At 69.6% G+C, this 16420-nt stretch carries 13 protein-coding genes; 11 read left to right on the top strand and 2 right to left on the bottom strand.

From position 1 onward, the window contains the following. Positions 1 to 35: 35 nt before the first annotated feature. The 11 genes from ACFZA2_RS04760 to ACFZA2_RS04710 all read left to right on the top strand — a co-directional run bounded on the left by ACFZA2_RS04760 (position 36) and on the right by ACFZA2_RS04710 (position 15067). The gene (locus ACFZA2_RS04760) at positions 36 to 1412 is read left to right on the top strand and encodes a DUF58 domain-containing protein (protein WP_391401265.1); all 1377 of its coding nucleotides are present in this window, start codon (positions 36 to 38) and stop codon (positions 1410 to 1412) included. Continuing rightward, the gene (locus ACFZA2_RS04755; RefSeq protein WP_391401262.1) at positions 1409 to 3919 is read left to right on the top strand and encodes a transglutaminase domain-containing protein; all 2511 of its coding nucleotides are present in this window, start codon (positions 1409 to 1411) and stop codon (positions 3917 to 3919) included. Before ACFZA2_RS04760 ends, ACFZA2_RS04755 begins: the two co-directional genes overlap by 4 nt. Continuing rightward, positions 3916 to 5583, top strand: a complete 1668-nt coding sequence (locus tag ACFZA2_RS04750; protein ID WP_391401259.1) for a DUF5684 domain-containing protein — start codon at positions 3916 to 3918, stop codon at positions 5581 to 5583. Before ACFZA2_RS04755 ends, ACFZA2_RS04750 begins: the two co-directional genes overlap by 4 nt. Further along, positions 5580 to 6479, top strand: coding sequence for a hypothetical protein (locus ACFZA2_RS04745; RefSeq protein WP_391401256.1), 900 nt, complete (start codon positions 5580 to 5582; stop codon positions 6477 to 6479). The genes ACFZA2_RS04750 and ACFZA2_RS04745 overlap by 4 nt, the downstream gene beginning before the upstream one ends. Positions 6480 to 6830: 351 nt before the next feature. Beyond that, a complete protein-coding gene (rpsL, locus tag ACFZA2_RS04740; RefSeq protein ID WP_013584051.1) occupies positions 6831 to 7199 on the top strand; it encodes a 30S ribosomal protein S12 in 369 nt (122 codons plus the stop codon). A gap of 5 nt (positions 7200 to 7204) precedes the next feature. After that, the gene (gene rpsG / locus ACFZA2_RS04735) at positions 7205 to 7675 is read left to right on the top strand and encodes a 30S ribosomal protein S7 (protein WP_013584050.1); all 471 of its coding nucleotides are present in this window, start codon (positions 7205 to 7207) and stop codon (positions 7673 to 7675) included. An 87-nt stretch (positions 7676 to 7762) separates the two neighbouring features. Then, a complete protein-coding gene (fusA, locus tag ACFZA2_RS04730; protein WP_391401250.1) occupies positions 7763 to 9877 on the top strand; it encodes an elongation factor G in 2115 nt (704 codons plus the stop codon). A gap of 161 nt (positions 9878 to 10038) precedes the next feature. Then, on the top strand, positions 10039 to 11232 hold the full coding sequence (tuf, locus tag ACFZA2_RS04725; protein WP_076673648.1) for an elongation factor Tu: 1194 nt from the start codon (positions 10039 to 10041) through the stop codon (positions 11230 to 11232). Between the two features lie 252 nt (positions 11233 to 11484). After that, the gene (locus tag ACFZA2_RS04720) at positions 11485 to 12150 is read left to right on the top strand and encodes a hypothetical protein (protein ID WP_391401246.1); all 666 of its coding nucleotides are present in this window, start codon (positions 11485 to 11487) and stop codon (positions 12148 to 12150) included. Positions 12151 to 12432: 282 nt separating this feature from the next. Next, on the top strand, positions 12433 to 13314 hold the full coding sequence (locus tag ACFZA2_RS04715; RefSeq protein WP_391401243.1) for a helix-turn-helix domain-containing protein: 882 nt from the start codon (positions 12433 to 12435) through the stop codon (positions 13312 to 13314). A 181-nt stretch (positions 13315 to 13495) separates the two neighbouring features. Beyond that, positions 13496 to 15067, top strand: coding sequence for a polysaccharide biosynthesis tyrosine autokinase (locus ACFZA2_RS04710; protein WP_391401241.1), 1572 nt, complete (start codon positions 13496 to 13498; stop codon positions 15065 to 15067). A 31-nt stretch (positions 15068 to 15098) separates the two neighbouring features. Here ACFZA2_RS04710 and ACFZA2_RS04705 read toward each other — a convergent pair whose 3' ends face one another. Continuing rightward, positions 15099 to 15389, bottom strand: coding sequence for a PqqD family protein (locus ACFZA2_RS04705; protein ID WP_391401239.1), 291 nt, complete (start codon positions 15387 to 15389; stop codon positions 15099 to 15101). After that, positions 15390 to 16370, bottom strand: coding sequence for a nucleotidyltransferase family protein (locus ACFZA2_RS04700; RefSeq protein WP_391401236.1), 981 nt, complete (start codon positions 16368 to 16370; stop codon positions 15390 to 15392). Between the last annotated feature and the right edge of the window lie 50 nt (positions 16371 to 16420).

The following is a 16420-nucleotide window of genomic DNA, read 5'->3' as shown; positions in this document are numbered from 1 at the left end:
CGTGCGCCATGTCCGCACGGATCGGGGGGTGAGCCATGCCTGATCCGAACGTCACCGAGTCGCGGCTCACGCGCACCTCGGCCGCGACCATGGCCACGGGCTCGCGCACGTCGATCACCTCGACCGCCACCCGCCGGCAGCGCCGTATCGTGCGCGCCGTGGTGCAGATCGCCGAGACATGGCGCGTCATCACCGAGGCGGTCGCCGCGGCGCTGTCGTGGGCGGGGCGCACCGTCCGTCCCGCCGGCGCTGTCGTCGCGATCGCGGCCACGGTGGGCCTCGCGCTCGGCGTCGTCTTCGGCTGGGTCGAGTGGATGGTGGCGGGCTCGGCGGCGCTGCTGCTGCTGCTGATGAGCGTGCCGTTCCTCTTCGGCGCGCGCGCCTACGACGTCGATCTGGCTCTCGAGCACGAGCGCGTCACCGCCGGGAACGGCGTCACGGGTCAGATCGTCGTCCGCAACGACAGCTCGCGGCCGGCGCTGCCGGGGCGTCTCGACATCCCCGTCGGTCGCGGTCTCGTCGAATTCGGGGTGCCGTTCCTCCGGCCGGGGCACAGCAGCACCGAGCCTCTCGAGATCCCGCCGCTGCCGCGCGGTGTCGTGCGCGTCGGGCCGGTGACCACCGTGCGCAGCGACCCGGTGGGACTGCTGCGACGCGAGCACGCCTTCGACGACGTCCACGACCTCTTCGTCCATCCGCGCACGGTCGGCCTGCCGTCCACGAGCGCCGGACTCGTCCGCGACCTCGAGGGCAACGCGACCCGGCGTCTCGTCGACGCCGACATGTCGTTCCACGCCATCCGCGAGTACGCCCCCGGCGACTCGCAGCGCCAGGTGCACTGGAAGTCCACGGCCAAGACCGGGCGCTTGATGGTCCGCCAGTACGAGGAGTCGCGCCGCTCGCGGATGGCGGTCGTGCTCGCCGCCGCGACGCAGGAGTACGCGGATGCCGACGAGTACGAGCTCGCCGTCTCGGCCGCCGCCTCGCTGGGTCTGCGTGCCGTGCGCGATGCGCGCGACATCGACATCGTCACGGGCTCGGAGATCCCCCGCGTGGTGAAGGGCCGGCTTCGGGCGATCCGTCACATCCCGGTGGTCTCCCCGCGGGCGATGCTGGACGGGTTCAGCGCCATCCAGCGCCACGAGAACACCATGCCCGTCGAAGACGTCTGCCGGCTGGCGTCCGAGGCGAACGAGCGCCTGTCGATCGCGTTCCTCGTCACCGGTTCCCTCGTGCCCCTCGCCCGCCTGCGGCAGGCGGCGCTCGCGTTCCCCGCCGACACCGCGGTCGCCGCGGTCATCTGCGACGAACGCGCGCACCCGCGGATGCAGAGCGTCGCGGGCCTCACCGTGCTCACCATCGGCACCCTCGACGACCTCTCCGGTCTTCTCGTGCGGGGAGCCACCTCGTGAGCGGCTCGCGCGACCGCGCGCCCCGGCGTCGCCGTGAGGCGTCGTCGGCGCCGCGGTGGACCGCCGCCGCGCTGTACACCGCGGTGTCCGCGGCGCTCGCCGCGGTGGCGGCATGGCCCATCTACGCGGCCGTGTCGTTCTTCGTCCTCGTCGTCGCGGCATCCCTCGCCGGGGCGGCCGTGGTGACGCTCGTCGCGTGGCGGCGCGTGAGCGGATGGGCTCTCGCCGCCGGGCTCGTCGCCGCCTTCACGCTCCTGGCCGTCCCTCTCGCGGTGCCGTCGCGCCTGACGTCGCCGCTGGACGTGCTGCGCGGGCTCGGCGAGTCCTATGCCGGGGTGGTCGTCGCCTGGAAAGATCTGGTCACCGTCGATCTGCCGGTCGGTGCGTACCGCAACCTCCTGATCCCCGCCCTCGTGGTCTTCCTCGTCGGCACTGCGCTCGCCCTCGCGTTCGCGGGGCGCACCGACCGATGGGCGGCCATCGCGGTCGTCCCCGGCCTCGGGATGAGCGGTTTCGGCCTGTTCTTCGGCCGCACGGCGACGAGCGCGCCGCTCACGATCGGACCCGTCGTCCTCGCCGCTCCCGTGGAGACGGTGGTGGGCCTGGCGGCGCTGCTGTCGGCCGTGCTGTGGCTGGCCTGGCGCGCCCACGACGAGCGTGCCCGCGCGCTCCGCCGCGCGAGCGAGGTCTCCGCCGCGCAGGTGGCCCCGGGGCGCTCCCGCACCGACCGCCGACGCGCCGCGCTCGGGATCGCGATGGTCACCTTCGCCGCGGTCGTCACGGTCGCCGTCGTGCCGTGGGTGTCGCGGGGAGCGGAGCGCGAGGTCCTCCGTTCCGCCGCCGGACCGCAGGAGCAGATCGCCGAGGCCGTGAGTCCCCTCGCGCAGTATCGCGCCATGTTCTCGGACGCCCGGGCCGACGAGGTGCTGTTCCGTGTGAGCGGCGAGGGGACCCTGCCCGAGCGCATCCGTCTGGCCACTCTCGACGCCTACGACGGGGAGATCTTCCGCGCCTCGGGCGAGGAGGGAGCGGGCTTCGTCCGTCTGCCCTCGACCCGCGACGCCGGCGACGGTCGCACGATCGCAGCCGAGGTGGAGATCGTCGATCTCGACGGGATCTGGATGCCGACCGCCGGCCGTCTCGCCTCGGCGACGTTCGAGGGCGATCGGCGCGGCGCTCTGGCCGACCGCTTCTACTACAGCGCGTCCGCCGAAGCGGGGGTGCAGACCTCCGATGGAGGCCTGCGCGCGGGGGACCGCTACGAGCTCTCGGGTGTGGAGCCCGCCCCCGTCGACCTCGCGTCCATGACACCTCCGGGAGCACCGCAGGGGGTGTCGGGCGGAGACAACCTGAAGAGGTGGGTCGAGGAGCACGCGACGGGCTCCGACGGCGCAGCCCTGCAGGCCCTCGTCCAGCTGCTCCGGGAGCGCGGTTATCTCAGCCACAGCCTGACGGCGCCGGGCACCGCCGCTCCCGCGTGGACCGCCGACCTCCCCGGCTATCAGCTGCAGCCGAGCGCCTCGGGGCATTCCCTCGCGCGCATCGACCGCATGTTCGAGCGTCTCCTCGATCGCGAGGACGACCCGCGTGCGGAGGCGACCGGCAACTACGTCGCCGCCGTCGGCGACGACGAGCAGTTCGCGGTCGCGACGGCGCTCATCGCCCGCGAACTGGGCTTCCCCGCCCGCGTCGTCGTCGGCACGCGGTTGGAGACCGCCGACCCTACCCTGTCGGCGTGCGATGCGGGGGAGTGCCGACCGCGCGACCTGACCGCGTGGACGGAGGTCCAGGGTGCCGACGGCCGGTGGGCGGCCGTCGACGTCACCCCGCAGTGGGAGCAGTCGCCGAGCCTCGAGGTCACCCAGCAGCAGGACCCCGAGAACGTCACCGAGGTGCGTCCCGACACGGTCGAAGAGGTCGTCCCGCCCGAGCCCGTGCAGGAGGACGACTCCCGCGACGATGACACCCGCACCGACGAGGGCATCGATCTCGCGTGGCTCTGGCCGCTGCTGCGCACTGCGGGGATCGCCGTGCTCGTCGTGCTGGTGCTGTTCGGGCCCTTCCTCGCCGTGCTCATCGCCAAGGCGTTGCGCCGCCGCGGACGCCGACGCGACCCCGATCCGAGAGCGGCGATCGCCGGCGGTTGGGACGAGTACGTCGACGCCGGACTCGACGCGGGGCGCTCCGTGCCGCGCGCATCGACCCGTCGCGAGGTGGCTGATGCCTTCGCGACGCCCTCCGGCATCCGCCTGGCCGCCGATGCCGATCGCGCCGTGTTCGCCGCCGACCGGATCACCCCCGACGAGGTCACCGCCTTCTGGCGCATCGTCGACGACGAACGTCGCGTCCTCACCCGTCAGCGCGGCTTCTGGCGCCGGGTGCGCGCGGCCGTATCGTTGAGATCGTTCCTGCGGTTCCTCGCCCCCCGGCCTTCTCGGCGGGGGCCGCCGCATCGCGACGAGAGGGGGAAGCGTTCCGCCACGACGGCGGGGCGCGACACGACATGACCGATTCGACGACGCTGGTGCTGGGAGCGAGCTCGCTCGCCCTGGTCGTGGTGCTGTACGTCTGGCTCGCCCTCGCCCTGGCCGCGATGTTCCGCAAGATCGGCGAGCCGGTCTGGAAGGCGTGGGTGCCGGTGGTCAACGTAGCCACCGTGCTGAAGCTCGGCGGGTTCTCGCCGTGGCTCGTGCTGATCAACCTCGTGCCCCTGTTCGGCTTCATCGCCTTCTATGTCGTCTTCGTCGTGGCCGTCCACCGCATCACCGTCGGATTCGGCGCGGGCGGCGGACTCACCGTGGTGGGCGCCATCATCCCCGTCGTCTGGGCCAGCGTCCTCGGCTTCGGCTCCGCGCGGTGGGAGGGCGACGTCCCCCGCGGTGTCGATGAGGACTCCGCACCCGTTCGCCGCGGACGCGACTTCGAGGGCCCGTACGTCCCGCTGATCGGCGGGTGGACGCCCGAGGCCGAGCCCGCCGCGGCAGACCGCTCCGCCAACGATCGCTCCGCCGACGCGGCGCCGCCGTTGTCGGAGCCGGTCGTGCAGCCCTTCGCCGCCCCCGCCGGTTCGCTGGCCGATGCCGTCCCCTCGCCGAGCGACTGGGCCCCGCCGACCGATCTCGCCCCGGCCCGCATCGACGGACATCGCTCGACGGACCGGTCGGTTCCCGCCGCATCCGGATCGGTCTTCGAGGTGCTCGACGCGCTGCGCGACGGCGCTCCCGCGGGGGCCGACGGGGCCGCGCCGCGAGACCGGGCCGATCAGCAGGCCGAGCCCGCCGGCGCCGACATGAAGCCGGATGCCGATGAGTCCCCGTCAGGATGGGTCCCGCGCTTCGCCGAGCCGCCGGCCGAGCCCGATGCCGACGCCCTCGCGACCCGCGCGCTGCTGCTGCCCGGTGCGCCGACCCGTGGCGCGTCGCCGGCCGCGCGGCGCACGGGTGATCCCGCCGATGTCGAGGCGGCCTTCCCCTCGGCGGCACCGGTGTCCCCCTCGTCGGATGCCGCACCCGACCATCCCGTCGACGACGGCCCCTCGCCCTGGGAGGCTCCCGCGCGCCGTGAGGCGGAGGAGCTGGACGAGGCGCCCGCGATCATCCCGGAGGCACCGCTCACGCGGCCCGCGGCGACGCCGATTCCCGCTCCCCGCGTCTCCCGGACCCCCGCCGACGAGTTCCCCGAGCTCTCCGAAGCGGTCTCGGCCGTACCCGACGCCCCCGACGCGGGCGCTCCGCGCTCGGCCCGCACGTCGGTGTCGGCGTTGTACACGCGCCCGGAGGTCCCGTCGGACGACGACTTCGACGCTCTCGACCGCACGGTCGTGGCGCGGCGCAAGCGCATCCCGTGGGCGCTGATCGCCCCCAACGGCGAGACGGTCGATCTGACGTCGTCGGTCGTCATCCTCGGCCGTCGTCCCGGCCCGGATGCCGCGCATCCCGACGCCCAGCTCGTCCCGATCGTCGACGAGACGCGGACGGTCTCGAAGACGCACGCACGCCTCGAGCTGCGCGGCGACACCTGGTACGTCACCGACCTGGAGTCGACGAACGGCGTGCTGTTCGCCACGCTCATGGGCACCGAGGTGGAAGCTCCCCCCGGCGAGGAGATCGAGGCGGGCGAACGGTTCTTCCTCGGCGACGCGGAGGTGCGCCTCACGCGGAGGAACGTGTGAGCGGCCCGTTCGACCGCGCCGACGATCCCGACGAGGTCACGCTGTGGGCGGGCCGACTGCGGCCCTGGCCGGCGAATCCGCCGGCCCCGGCCGACGGCGGCTCCTTCGCGGCCGCCGACGCGGACGACCCCGACGACGCCACCGTGCGGTCCCACGCTGACGACCTGGACGACATCACCGTGCGCTCTCACGCTGACGACCTCGACGACGCCACCGTGCGCTCCGACGCGCGGGAGCCGGACGACGCGACGGCAATCGCTCGTCGCGCGGATGCCGTGGAGGAGCCGGATGACTCGACGGTGATCGCCCGGCGCGTCGACGCCGCAGCGGACGCCGACGATCGCACCGTGGTCGCGCGGCCCGCCGCTGCGGAGGCGGAGCTCGACGACGCGACCGTGCGTCGTGCCCCGGTGGAGGAGCGCACGGCGCGCCGCCCGGAACCTCTCCCCGTCGACGACACCGAGCCGGGGATCCGCGCCCGGCGCTCGTCCGTGCCCGCCGTCGACGAGTCACCCGACGACAGCACTCGACCGCGTCGCGCGCCCGACGGCGTCGACGACACCCAGGCGGGTACGCGCCGCGCGCGTCGTGCCGATGCGGCCGATGCCTCCGCGGGCCGACGGTCGGCGGACGCAGGACCGCAGGCCGTCGACGGGGCGGTGCGCGAGGCGCGGGTGCCCGCCGCCCTGGGGCGCGAGATCTACGATCCGCGGGTCGATGCGCCGATCCGGGTGGCGCGTTCCGTGCCGCCCGCGCGGTCCGGGCTCCGCGACGATCCCGCCCTCGTGCGGCCGCGGCCGGCTCGACGGGGCACCTGGCGAGCACTGCTGATCGGTACCGCGGTGGTCCTGCTGCTGGCCGCCGGCGTGGCGGCGGCGGTGCTGCTCCTGGGCTGAGCGGGCGGCATCCTGACCGTCGGCTGGGGAGACGCGTGCACGTTTGCCCGACCTCCGGGGAACGCGTATCATTGAGCGGGTGTGCGTTCACGCGCGCCGTGCGTCGTGCCTACGGGTAGGTCGTGCGGATCAACGCTCGCACCATCTCAGGGACTGGCCTGCGAACAGGTCACCCCCACGGCATATCCACCACAACCGCGTCCGATCATTCTGACGCGCGGTGGATCACACGTGAGCCCGACACGTCACGAATCGCAAGATGAGCGACATGACGGGGGAGACACGACCGCTGTCACCGTGCAGCACCCCGGGCGGCCCGAGAGGAACCGCCCGGCCAATCAAGGAGAGAACGTGCCAACCATTCAGCAGTTGGTTCGCAAGGGCCGCTCGCCGAAGGTCTCGAAGACCAAGGCTCCCGCGCTGAAGTCGAACCCCCAGCAGGCCGGCGTGTGCACCCGCGTGTACACGACGACCCCCAAGAAGCCGAACTCGGCCATGCGCAAGGTCGCCCGCGTCAAGCTGCGCAACGGCACCGAGGTCACCGCGTACATCCCCGGTGAGGGTCACAACCTCCAGGAGCACTCGCTCGTGCTCGTCCGTGGTGGTCGTGTGAAGGACCTCCCCGGTGTCCGCTACAAGATCGTCCGCGGTGCGCTCGACACCCAGGCTGTCAAGAACCGTAAGCAGGCTCGTAGCCGCTACGGCGCGAAGAAGGGCTGAGAACCATGCCTCGTAAGGGTCCCGCCCCGAAGCGTCCCGTCGTCAACGACCCGGTGTACGGCGCCCCCGTCGTCACCCAGCTGGTCAACAAGATCCTCGTCGACGGCAAGAAGTCCATCGCCGAGTCGATCGTCTACGACGCCCTCAAGGGTGTCGAGGCGAAGAACAGCCAGGACGCCGTCGCCACGCTGAAGAAGGCGCTCGACAACGTCCGTCCCACCCTCGAGGTCAAGAGCCGCCGCGTCGGTGGCTCGACCTACCAGGTTCCCGTCGAGGTCAAGCCGCACCGCGCCAACACGCTCGCGCTGCGCTGGCTCGTGAGCTACGCGAAGGGTCGTCGTGAGAAGACGATGACCGAGCGTCTGCAGAACGAGATCCTCGACGCCTCGAACGGCCTCGGTGCCGCGGTCAAGCGCCGCGAAGACACCCACAAGATGGCCGAGTCGAACCGCGCCTTCGCGCACTACCGCTGGTAAAACCCGCGGAGGGTCCGTGACCGAACCCCGGTCACGGACCCTCCGATGGGCCCGGCATCAACCTCCCAACAGGTAAGGAAGACACCCGTGGCACAAGACGTGCTCACCGACCTCCACAAGGTCCGCAACATCGGCATCATGGCGCACATCGATGCCGGCAAGACGACGACGACCGAGCGCATCCTGTTCTACACGGGCGTCAACCACAAGATCGGTGAGACGCACGATGGTGCGGCCACCACCGACTGGATGGAGCAGGAGCAGGAGCGTGGCATCACGATCACCTCCGCTGCTGTGACCTGCTTCTGGGAAAAGAACCAGATCAACATCATCGACACCCCGGGTCACGTCGACTTCACGGTCGAGGTGGAGCGTTCGCTCCGCGTGCTCGACGGTGCCGTCGCCGTCTTCGACGGCAAGGAGGGCGTCGAGCCCCAGTCCGAGACCGTGTGGCGTCAGGCTGACAAGTACGACGTCCCCCGCATCTGCTTCGTCAACAAGATGGACAAGCTGGGCGCCGACTTCTACTTCACGGTAGACACCATCGTCAACCGCCTGAAGGCCAAGCCGCTCGTGCTCCAGATCCCGATCGGTGCCGAGAACGACTTCGTCGGCGTCGTCGACCTCATCTACATGCGTGCCCTGGTCTGGCCCGGCGACGCCAAGGGTGATGTCACCATGGGTGCCAAGTACGAGATCCAGGAGATCCCGGCTGACCTCGTCGAGAAGGCGCAGGAGTACCGCGAGAAGCTCCTCGAGACCGTCGCCGAGTCCGACGACGCCCTGCTCGAGAAGTACTTCGGTGGCGAAGAGCTCACCCACGAGGAGATCAAGGGCGCCATCCGCAAGATGACGATCGCCAGCGAGGTCTACCCCGTGCTGTGCGGTTCGGCGTTCAAGAACCGCGGCGTGCAGCCCATGCTCGACGCCGTGGTCGACTACCTCCCCTCGCCCCTGGACGTGCCCGCCATCGAGGCGCACGACCCCAAGGACGAAGAGGTCGTCATCGAGCGTCACGCCGACCGCGAGGAGCCCTTCGCGGCGCTCGCGTTCAAGATCGTGACGCACCCGTTCTTCGGTCGCCTCACCTACATCCGCGTGTACTCGGGTCACCTCGACTCCGGTGCCCAGGTCGTCAACGCGACCAAGGGCAAGAAGGAGCGCATCGGGAAGATCTTCCAGATGCACGCCAACAAGGAGATGCCGGTCGACTCCGTCACCGCCGGTCACATCTACGCGGTCATCGGTCTGAAGGACACCACCACCGGTGACACCCTCTGCGACCCGCAGAACCAGGTCGTCCTCGAGTCGATGACGTTCCCGGAGCCGGTCATCGAGGTCGCCATCGAGCCCAAGACCAAGGCCGACCAGGAGAAGCTGGGTGTCGCCATCCAGAAGCTCGCCGAAGAAGACCCGACGTTCCGCGTCGAGCAGAACGCCGAGACCGGTCAGACCGTCATCAAGGGCATGGGCGAGCTCCACCTCGACATCCTGGTCGACCGCATGAAGCGCGAGTTCAAGGTCGAGGCGAACGTCGGAAAGCCCCAGGTGGCGTACCGCGAGACCATCCGCAAGGCGGTCGAGCGTCACGACTACACCCACAAGAAGCAGACCGGTGGTTCGGGTCAGTTCGCGAAGATCCAGTTCGCGATCGAGCCGCTCGAGGTCACGGCCGACAAGACCTACGAGTTCGAGAACAAGGTCACCGGTGGTCGTATCCCGCGCGAGTACATCTCGCCGACCGACCAGGGCTTCCAGGACGCCATGAACGTCGGCGTGCTCGCCGGCTACCCCATGGTGGGTGTCAAGGCGATCCTCCTCGACGGTGCTTCGCACGACGTCGACTCGTCGGAAATGGCGTTCAAGATCGCCGGCTCGATGGGCTTCAAGGAGGCCGTCCGCAAGGCGAACCCCACCATCCTCGAGCCGATCATGGCCGTCGAGGTGCGTACTCCCGAGGAGTACATGGGCGACGTCATCGGCGACCTGAACTCGCGTCGTGGCCAGATCCAGTCGATGGAGGACGCCGCCGGCGTCAAGGTCGTCCGGGCCAACGTGCCGCTGTCCGAGATGTTCGGCTACATCGGTGACCTGCGCTCGAAGACCTCGGGCCGTGCCGTCTACTCGATGGAGTTCGACAGCTACGCCGACGTCCCGAAGGCCGTGGCCGACGAGATCGTCCAGAAGAACAAGGGCGAGTAACACCGCTCTCACGGATGCCGGGAATCCCGGGTTCTGCTCGGGTTCCCGGCATCCGCACAAACTGAATACCGACTCTCTAGTAATCTGAGAACCATCCCCGCGAAGAATCGGTCGCAATCCAGCGCCCGAGACCTCGCAACCAACGTCCTGAGGAGGACCCAGTGGCTAAGGCCAAGTTCGAGCGGACCAAGCCGCACGTGAACATCGGAACGATCGGTCACGTCGACCACGGCAAGACCACGCTCACCGCTGCCATCTCGAAGGTGCTCGCCGACAAGTTCCCGTCGGCCACCAACGTTCAGCGTGACTTCGCGTCGATCGACTCCGCGCCCGAAGAGCGTCAGCGCGGTATCACGATCAACATCTCGCACGTCGAGTACGAGACCCCCAAGCGTCACTACGCTCACGTCGACGCCCCCGGTCACGCCGACTACATCAAGAACATGATCACCGGTGCCGCTCAGATGGACGGCGCGATCCTCGTGGTCGCCGCCACCGACGGCCCGATGGCTCAGACCCGCGAGCACGTCCTGCTCGCCAAGCAGGTCGGCGTGCCCTACCTGCTCGTCGCGCTGAACAAGAGCGACATGGTCGACGACGAGGAGATCCTGGAGCTCGTCGAGCTCGAGGTCCGCGAGCTCCTGTCGTCGCAGGACTTCGACGGCGACAACGCCCCCGTCGTGCGCGTCTCGGGCCTCAAGGCTCTCGAGGGTGACGAGCAGTGGGTCAACTCGATCGTCGAGCTCATGGAGGCCGTCGACTCCTCCATCCCCGACCCGGTGCGTGACAAGGACAAGCCCTTCCTCATGCCCATCGAGGACGTCTTCACCATCACCGGTCGTGGAACGGTCGTCACGGGTCGCGCCGAGCGCGGTACCCTCGCGATCAACTCCGAGGTCGAGATCGTCGGCATCCGCCCGACGCAGAAGACCACGGTCACGGGTATCGAGATGTTCCACAAGCAGCTCGACGAGGCCTGGGCCGGCGAGAACTGTGGTCTGCTCCTCCGCGGCACCAAGCGTGACGACGTCGAGCGCGGCCAGGTCGTCGTGAAGCCCGGTTCGGTCACCCCGCACACCAACTTCGAGGGCACGGCGTACATCCTGTCCAAGGAAGAGGGCGGCCGCCACAACCCGTTCTTCACGAACTACCGCCCGCAGTTCTACTTCCGCACCACCGACGTGACCGGCGTCATCACGCTGCCCGAGGGCACCGAGATGGTCATGCCCGGTGACACCACGGAGATGTCGGTCGAGCTCATCCAGCCGATCGCCATGGAAGAGGGCCTCGGCTACGCGATCCGTGAGGGTGGCCGCACCGTCGGTGCCGGTACCGTCACCAAGATCCTCAAGTAAGTCCTTCCAGACTTCACTCGGCACAGGCCGGGCCTTCGGGCCCGGCCTTTGTCGTTTCCGGATGCCGTTGACGGCGTCCGTTTCCGACATTCGGGCGCCGTTCGCGGCGCCCGTTTCGCATTTGCCGACCGGTCACTTTCGGACGTTTCGCGGCCGGGATGAGACCTTACCGATGTCGACCAGTAACCCCCTTCGCGACGATCGCGTGGCGGGTTCGACCGGTTCCCGCTTTTTCGCAAAAGGGGAGAATCGATGTTGGAAGAGCTGTCATCGGACAAGGCGACGGGTGCGACGGGTGCGGCGCGGGGGATCGAGCGGCGAACCGTTCTGAAGGGCGCCGCGTGGTCGGTTCCGGTGATCGCGGCCGCTGTCGCGGCTCCTGCGGCCTCCGCGTCGCTCAACAACGCCACCGTGGCCCTCACGGACGACGTGACGAGCCTGCTGACCCTGAACGTCCTCGACTCGGCGTCGACGGCGACCGCCGGGGTGGCGATCACGGTGCCGACGACCCTCCGGGTCACGAACGGCGCCGGCGCGCTGTCGGGAACCGCGACCGTGACGATCACGGTGCAGCGCCCCGTCGGAATCAACGTCTCCGTCGGACGCGCGCGTGGATTCGGGGTCTACCGGTTCGACAGCACGCTCACGACGCCCGGCCAGCGGACCGCGGTGTACCAGAGCTCGCTCGGAACGCAGTACGGCTTCCCGCAGACGACGTTCACGACGTCGAAGAACGTCAGCGTCGGGTCGAACGGGACCCTCGACATCCCCGTGGTGTGGGGCCTCGCGGGCGTCAGCACGGGCATCGGAATCAATGCGCTGGCGTCTTTCCCGGTGACCGCGACCATCGTGTTCCCGGGACGCACGCTGGTGGCGTCGTCTTCCATCCTGGTCCCGGTCGGAGCCGGCATCCTCTGACGTCCGCATCGAATACCGGCGGGCTACGGAGGAGCGTCGGCGGAGGGTGAGCCGACTACCGACGCGACTACTGACCGCGGTACCGATATCCGCGGTCGAGCCGATCGGCGCCGGATGCCGGCGGCTACCGTGCGATCAAGGATCACGGCGCCCCGCTTCCCGAATGTAAGGGGGCGGGGGCGGGGCGCCGTGATGCGGCGGGGAGCCATGCGCGCCCACGCCGTTCGTCCGTGGAACAACACCCCCTGACAGGCAACGCTGCGATCGAGGCTGGGGGGTCGGATGAGCAGCATCGCATCGTCGACCCACGCGGTCGATCCGGGCGTGGATCGTGCCCCGATCCGCGCTCTGCTGCGGGACCACCTGCGGATGTCGCGCATTCCGCATCCGGCCGGTGTCACCTCGGCCGGACGAGCCGCGATCACCTTGCACGCGGTCGATCACGGTGACCTGTGGGTGTGGTCGGAGGTCGGCGACACCGGCTATATCGGGATCGTGTTCCCCGTGGACGAGGCGCAGGCGACGGTAGAGGGCGACACCCCGCGCGAGGGGGTGGACCGCGCGCCGGTCGTCCTTCGGCATGGATCGCCCCTGCGCCTCATATGGAGCCGTGGAGCGGCGGCGACGCTCTGGCTCCCGCGTGCCGCGGTGGAAGACCTCGGACTCGACATCGACCGCGTCTCGAGCCGGCCGTCCCTCACGACGGCGGCCCTGGCGGCGCGGGCGTACGTGACGACGGTCGCGGGAATGCGACCGTCGTTGAGCATGGTCGAGGCGATGGTTATGGAGCGGACGCTCCTCGACATCGCGTTCGCGCTGTTCTTCTCCGCGGGGGAGCGCGAGGTGGTCGCGGCCGCGCGGACGTCGACGTTCAATCGCGTGCGGTTGCTGTTCGAGTCGAGGTTCACCGATCCGCGATTCTCGGTGGCGTCCGCCGCGGCGGAGCTGCACATGTCATCGCGACACCTCCACCGCCTCTTCGAGAAACGCGGGACGTCGCCGTCGACGTATCTTCGTTCGCTCCGCGTCGATTTCGCGCGTGCCCTCCTCGAGGTCCGAGCGGATTCGGGAATGACTGTTCAGCGCATCGCCCGACAAAGTGGATTCGCATCGGAGCGCACAATGAGACGCGCTCTGTCCGAGACGTCGTCCGCTTCGGCATGACGTCGGTCGACGCGGATCTTTTCTTGGCGCTAAGAATGAGGGTGTGAATGCGTTCGTTCGTGTTCACGGAGACGCGCGAGCGGGTTCTAGAATCATGTGCCCGAGGCATTCCTCGGAATTCGCGCTGAGACGCCCGGGGGGCGAGGCTGTCGCGATGACGGCGTGAAAGGGAGTGTGTCCGGTGGAGTTGCAGACGTACCTGCGCATCATTCGAGTGGGCTGGGTGTGGCTGCTTCTCGGCACTCTTCTCGGCGTCGGGGCCGCCGCGGGCTGGGTCGCCCTGCAGAAGCCCGTCTACACCGCGGATGCCAGCGGCTTCGTCGCCGTGACGGGCCAGGGCGAAGATACCGGGTCCGCCCTCATCGCCGACAATCTCGCGAAGTCCAAGGTCAAGTCGTACATCGATCTGGGCACGTGGCGGTCGGTCGCGGAAGACGTCATCACGCAGTTGGGGCTCGACACCCGTCCGGAGACGCTCGTCGACCAGGTGCGCGTGAGCAATCCGGTCGACACGGTGAATCTCCTCGTTGTCGCGAACGCGTCGACACCCGAAGGGGCGCGGGATCTCGCGCAGGCCTGGATCCAGGCGATGTCGTCTGAGATCTCGCGTCTCGAGTCGCGAGACGGGGGCCAGGCTCTCGTGCAGCTCGTCGCGGGCGATTCCGCGCAGCTGCCCCGCTCGCCCAGTTCGCCGAACTGGCGTATCGCGCTGGCCGTGGGTGGTCTCATCGGCCTCGCGGCGGGAGTCTCGGGGGCCGTGGTCCGATACGTCCTCGACCGCCGCATCCGATCCGCAGAGGTGGTCGAACGCGAGACCGGGCATCCCGTCGTCGGTACCATTCCTCTCGAGAAGTCCTTCACTGACACCGGTCGGCTGGTTCCCTTCGACGGGGGGATGAGCGGCGGAGCGCGTGCGAAATTCTTCCGCGTGGCGGAGTCGCTCCGCGAATTGCGCACCAACCTCCAATTCATCGACGTGGACAATCCTCCGCGCGTGATCGTCATCAGCAGCCCGCTCCCCGGCGACGGAAAGTCCACCACCAGCGCGAACCTCGCGATCGTGCTCGCGGCGAGCGGGCAACGCGTCGTGCTGATCGACGGTGACCTCCGACGGCCCATGGTCGCGAACATCTTCGGCCTGATCGACGGTGCGGGTCTCACCGACGTTCTGGCCGGTCGCGCTCTCTTCGACGAGGTCGCGCAGCCTGTCGGCGTCGACGGCAACCTCCTGGTCCTGGGAGCGGGGATGCTTCCCCCGAACCCGTCCGAGGTCCTCGGCTCGGAGCGCATGCGCGATCTCATGCGCACGCTGTCGGCGGATGCGACGATCATCATCGATGCACCGCCGCTGCTCCCCGTGACCGACGCCGCCGTACTCGGACACCACGCCGACGGGGTGATGGTGGTAGCCAGCGTCGGCAAGACCACGATCGAGACGCTGAAGAAGGCGGTGCTCAACCTTGAGAAGGCAAACGCGCGCTGCCTCGGGGTGGTCATCAACCGGGTGCCCGTCCGCGGACGCGGCCGCGGCTACGACGATTACCAGTACACCGGGGACTACTACGCGGCACCGCCGTCGGCGACTCCGGAGACGGTGACGGCAGCGGGACCCGCGAAGGCTTCCAAGGCGAAGGCGCGAACGTCAGCGCGCCTGGATGACGCGCCTGGCATCCGCCGGAGCACAGCGGTGGCGGCGTCGACGACAGGCGAAAGTGCCTCGCCCTCGCGGCGCTCCCGCCGCGCGGCCCGCTGACGAAGCGCGCTCACGGGTCAAATCGACCGGCTCAGCCGTCGCTCGGCTGCACGACGCCCTGCGACGCGAGAGCGTCGAGGAAGGAGGCGACCGTCGGTCGCACGTCAGCCTCGTCCGCCTCCCAGACGCGGACGATCTCCGAGACGATCTCGTCCTCGTCGCGGAGCCCGTCGATCAACTCCCAGATCGCGACTCCCACGTCGGAAAGCCGGATGACGGCGAACGGCGTCATCCGTGCGGGGAGCGCGATGTACGCCGCCGAGCCGTCCCACGTCCAACCGGTTCCGGGTGAGCGCTGCCACACGGGCGTGGAGTGAGTCATTCACGACCTCCGTCGACGTGCAGCTTCGAGGATGCGGAGCAGCTTGGCGGGCGCGGTGACGATGCGCCGCAGGTAGAAGCGGAGCAGGCTGAGCGGATCGTCGGCGACGCCGAAGAACGCTTGAGCGAAGCGCGGGCTGGGGACGAGCTTGCGAGCCGCCAGGCGTGCGCGGGCCGGCCAGCTCGCGCCGGCGAATTGCTCGGCAAGGGTCTCGGGGAGGTCGTCCGGCGACTCCACGCGTCGTCGCCACAATGCCGTCAGCCGGTCCGCTTCGGTCGACAGGGCGAAGGTGTCACCGGTCAACCGTTTCAGGGTGTCGCGGAGGGGTCCGACCGCTCCCGTCGCCACAGCTCGTTGGGAGAGGTCGCCCATGTCCGCGCTCAGGCGCTCGGCTGCCCGTTCCTCGAGATCGAGCAGCTGGACGGCATCGCGGGAGCGGGTGGCATGGAGAGCGGCGACGAGCCAGTGGTCGGTCGCTGAGGGGACGGGGCACACGCGGTGCGCCAGCTCGATCGTCGAGCGGGCCTCCCACAGGGTGTCGAAGACGTCTTGAGCGGGGCTCAGGAATCCTGGATAGTACCGATGGAGGTCCAGGTGACAGGGCCACTGCGGGTGCTCCAGGGTTCGGGCGTGCGGCGCGAGCACGGTTCCCTCCCGAGGGAGCTCGACCAGGACGGCCTTGTCGCGATCGGTCCATCCGCTCGAGCGCAGAAGGCCCCACAGACGTTCGAATGCCGACGGATCGACCAGGACGTCGACGTCCGACGAACCGCGGACCGCGCGAAGTCCCTGATCCGCGAGCACACGACCCTTGATCGTCAGAACGCGGATGCCGTGCAGCTCCGCGAAATCGTTCACGGCCGCGGCGAGCAGCTCGACCGCCACATTGTGGGGGAGCGGGACCAGCTCGCTGGCTGGTCCGGGTGCCCCGGACGGAGCGGCTGCGGTGCGGCTCCCCTCACGGCGACGTGTGCGTGCCATCAGCGTTCCGGTCGTCCCCACTTCATCCTTCGCGTGAGCGCGAGCCTACT

Source organism: Microbacterium sp. NPDC007973, assembly GCF_042958465.1.
Lineage (GTDB): Bacteria > Actinomycetota > Actinomycetes > Actinomycetales > Microbacteriaceae > Microbacterium > Microbacterium galbum.
Note: the sequence above shows the minus strand (reverse complement) of the source record. Positions and strands in the feature narration are given on the sequence as shown.

Excerpts from the sequence above, each read along its gene's own strand:
- ACFZA2_RS04760 (WP_391401265.1), top strand. The coding sequence starts at position 36 with ATGCCTGATCCGAACGTCACCGAGTCGCGGCTCACGCGCACCTCGGCC.
- ACFZA2_RS04750 (WP_391401259.1), top strand. The coding sequence starts at position 3,916 with ATGACCGATTCGACGACGCTGGTGCTGGGAGCGAGCTCGCTCGCCCTG.
- rpsG (WP_013584050.1), top strand. The coding sequence starts at position 7,205 with ATGCCTCGTAAGGGTCCCGCCCCGAAGCGTCCCGTCGTCAACGACCCG.
- ACFZA2_RS04720 (WP_391401246.1), top strand. The coding sequence starts at position 11,485 with ATGTTGGAAGAGCTGTCATCGGACAAGGCGACGGGTGCGACGGGTGCG.
- ACFZA2_RS04715 (WP_391401243.1), top strand. The coding sequence starts at position 12,433 with ATGAGCAGCATCGCATCGTCGACCCACGCGGTCGATCCGGGCGTGGAT.
- ACFZA2_RS04705 (WP_391401239.1), bottom strand. The coding sequence starts at position 15,389 with ATGACTCACTCCACGCCCGTGTGGCAGCGCTCACCCGGAACCGGTTGG.
- ACFZA2_RS04700 (WP_391401236.1), bottom strand. The coding sequence starts at position 16,370 with ATGGCACGCACACGTCGCCGTGAGGGGAGCCGCACCGCAGCCGCTCCG.